The sequence below is a fragment of the Victivallis sp. genome (assembly GCF_048170485.1).
GTDB lineage: Bacteria > Verrucomicrobiota > Lentisphaeria > Victivallales > Victivallaceae > Victivallis.
Genome location: NZ_DBEXAY010000076.1, coordinates 1 through 3,078 on the forward strand (window position 1 = coordinate 1; position 3,078 = coordinate 3,078).

The following is a 3,078-nucleotide window of genomic DNA, read 5'->3' on the forward strand; positions in this document are numbered from 1 at the left end:
GAACGGAACGCCCGCCCGGCATTTTGACCGACGATTCCGGTGGCGTGCGTGGGAAAGCCGTCATGCACCTCGATAAACCGTTCGATGATGGTACCGGGAGGGGTGAGCAGCATCTTCTCCTGCTGATAGCGGGCGGTCTCCTTTGCGGTGATTTCGGCGCCGAACCGGGCGAGCTGCAGCGGAATCCGGCGGAAGGTGAAATCGAAGATGACATCGCCGGCCGGAGCGCAGTTCAATTGCCATGTTTCGGCGAGTACGGCGCCGTCAGGACGGTACTTGCGGACGATGTCGCGGATCTTCCCGGTCAATTCCGCACCGGTGATGCGGCTCGTCGTGCTGGCGCGGGGGGTGGAGATGGGGGGGACCTTGCCGCCGTTTTTCTCCAGATGTTCCCTGAGCCAGTCGGGATCCACGCCGGGCTGCTTTTTCGCAAAGTGATGGGGAGCGCGCCAGTTCGGGTAGGAGGAACCGCACTGGTCGATGCGGAACCCGTCGATGTCAAAATTTTTCATATAGTAGTCGCATACTGCGAGGATGTACTTCTGCCACTCGCGGGAGCTGTAATCGTAGGCTTCGCCGCGGCGGATCTTGCCGTTCTGTTCGACGATCAGACTCCAGGGGGAGATGCCGCGCGCCTTTGCGGTTGCCGGCTGACCCCCGTGCGGAACGATATCCTGCCAGACCCGGAACCGGTTCGCATGGGCTTTCTTCAGAAACTCCCGATATTCCGCAAAGGTGCCGACATCGGCGCGGAAGCGGTAGTAGTCCGTCGGCGAGTACATCCCGTTGGCGTAATAGGGCGGCAGGAGCCAGATGGAGTTGAAATGGAGATTCCGGATGCGGCGCAGCAACGCGTCGCCATCCCGGCAACCGTCCACACTGCCCAGATTCGGGGTCGGCAGTGTCACGTAGAGCGAGCGGTCGAACACCCAGTCGGGCCGGTTCGCCGGCGGGAGCATGCCGACGTCGCGGAACCACATCCCGGTACTCGTTTGCAACGCATCGGCGAGTGGTCCGGGGTGAATTGCAAGATAGATGTCGCCGATCTGCTGCGGCACTCCCGGTTCGGCCCAGCCGGCGGCGGAGAGGTAGGTCTCGATTCGCGCCGAGTCGCCGAGGGCGCGGTAGCCGGTGCGCGAGGCCTCTTTTCTGCCGTCGAAGGCGAGAACAAGTGTCCGCTCCGGCCGTTGTTCAAGGAACGCAAAATAGCAGTCGAAAACGCCGTTGCGGAATTCGCCGTTTTTCATCTCCTCCAGTTTCCCTGCGCGGTGCGGCGTGAAATCGGGATCGCGGGCCATGGTGCCATACCCGCGGTTGTCACCGAACAGCGTCCCGGGCAGGAGATAGCGGCCCTCTCTCTTCACATAATGGAAGAAGTGGGCGCAGGTGAATTTGACCGGCTTTTTTCCGGTATTTTCCGCGGAAAAGCTGCGGACCAGCCACTTCCCGAAGGTGGTCTGCTCGACAAAACGCCAGCCGGGCGTTTCCAGATGAAGTGCGAGCGTCCCTTTTTCCGGAGAGAACTCCGCCTTCGTCAGCCGGAATTCCCCCAGCGGCCGGGCAGTATGGAGTGAGAAGCCGTTCTGTCGCGCCGGATTGTGGAGGAGGATTTCACCGTCATATTTGAGCTGGAGCCACGCGCCGTTGCCGCCGTCGACCGTCAGCTCCCATTTGCCGTGGCGGAACACCTTCGCCTGCGGCGGCGGAACCGCCTTCTCATAGCGCCCCTTCCGGGCGACGATGGTGACGGTGACGACTTCGTCGCCCTTGACGGCGATCTGCTGGCGGATTCCGCCCCGCTGCCACGCCTCGACTCCCTGCGGAAGCGTCGTTGCTCCGCCGAAAAATGACCAGCCGACCGCATCGCCCGCCGCATTCCGTTCGCGGAAATCACCGTTCCGGATGGTGCAACCGTCGGCGCGAACCGAGAGGTAGTGGACATACGCCTTGTCCGGCTCCTTCATCTTCGGCCGCTGGATGAAACAGCCGCTCAGCTCCAGGATCACTCTGCCGCTCTGTTTCGGCAGAAACGAGAACGAAAAGGTCGTCTCCCCCTCGTCTGGAAATCCCTTCTTCTGGACGTAGAGCGAATATTTGCGCGCCTTTTCTTCCCCCCATTGGATGTTGTGGACATACGTTTCGCCGGGGGCCGGGGCGAGTTCCACCTTGCCTTCGCCGTATACGTTGAGTCGGATTCCCCACTCCGCTGACAGCGTGAGCGTGCAGCTGAGCAGGGCGATTGCGTAGATCAGTTTCATCAATTCTTTCTCCTAGTTCATTGCCGGCATGAAACGCCATTTCTGATCCATACCGGGGCCGGGCGCCGCCCGGAGCACACTCTGCTGGAACCACTCCACATGGCCGTCTCCCAGCACCATGTTCACCCCTCCACTGTGCCGGTTGCCAATGCAGGGGTTGGGGTACGGTTCGGAGTAGGTGCTCTCCGGGTAGATTGTCCGCAGTGCGTTGCTGGTGGATTTGAACCAGTCGGTTGTGTCGCCGAGCATCACTTTGCGCGATGGATGGCGGACCTTCTGAATCTTCATCCGAAAAGGCGAATTCGTATGGTCCCGTGCTCCCATCTGCTGATTCCAGCCGTAGCCGATGGCACAGTAGATTGAGTCTGCGGTTCCGGTTGCGGCAACAATCATCTCATCCGTATAGGAGGGACAGCGAAATACGCCGGAAACCAGACGGCTGTCACTGTATTTGACCAGGCCGACGGCATCCAAGTTGCCGGTGATGCCGACATACGGGGCGAGTTCCCGAGACCAGAAACCGCTTCGGGCGGTGCTGTCGGGTGAGAGCGAAACGGTCAGATATCCTGCTTTATCCATGGTGTACGAGATCAGGGCGGTTCCCAGTTGTTTGCAGTTTGCCGTGCAGGCGATCGCCTTGCTCCTCGCCCGGGCTTTGTTCAATGCGGGCAGCAGCATCGCCGCCAGAATGGCGATGATTGCGATCACCACTATGACCACTTGTTAAATATACAATATGGTGTATATTAAAACAAGTAGAATGAGGAGCAAAAACAATGAAAGCACTGATTTATGCACGGCAGAGCAGCGGGAAGGATGA

At 60.0% G+C, this 3,078-nt stretch carries 2 protein-coding genes; both read right to left on the minus strand.

Annotated features, from left to right (window positions below; all coding sequences use genetic code 11):
• On the minus strand, positions 1–2,258 hold a 2,258-nt coding region (locus ACMLHG_RS04165), incomplete at its 3' end, for a glycoside hydrolase family 66 protein (protein WP_417169663.1).
• 12 nt (positions 2,259–2,270) lie between these two features.
• Positions 2,271–2,969, minus strand: coding sequence for an H-X9-DG-CTERM domain-containing protein (locus ACMLHG_RS04170; protein WP_417169664.1), 699 nt, complete (start codon positions 2,967–2,969; stop codon positions 2,271–2,273).
• Positions 2,970–3,078: the final 109 nt, after the last annotated feature.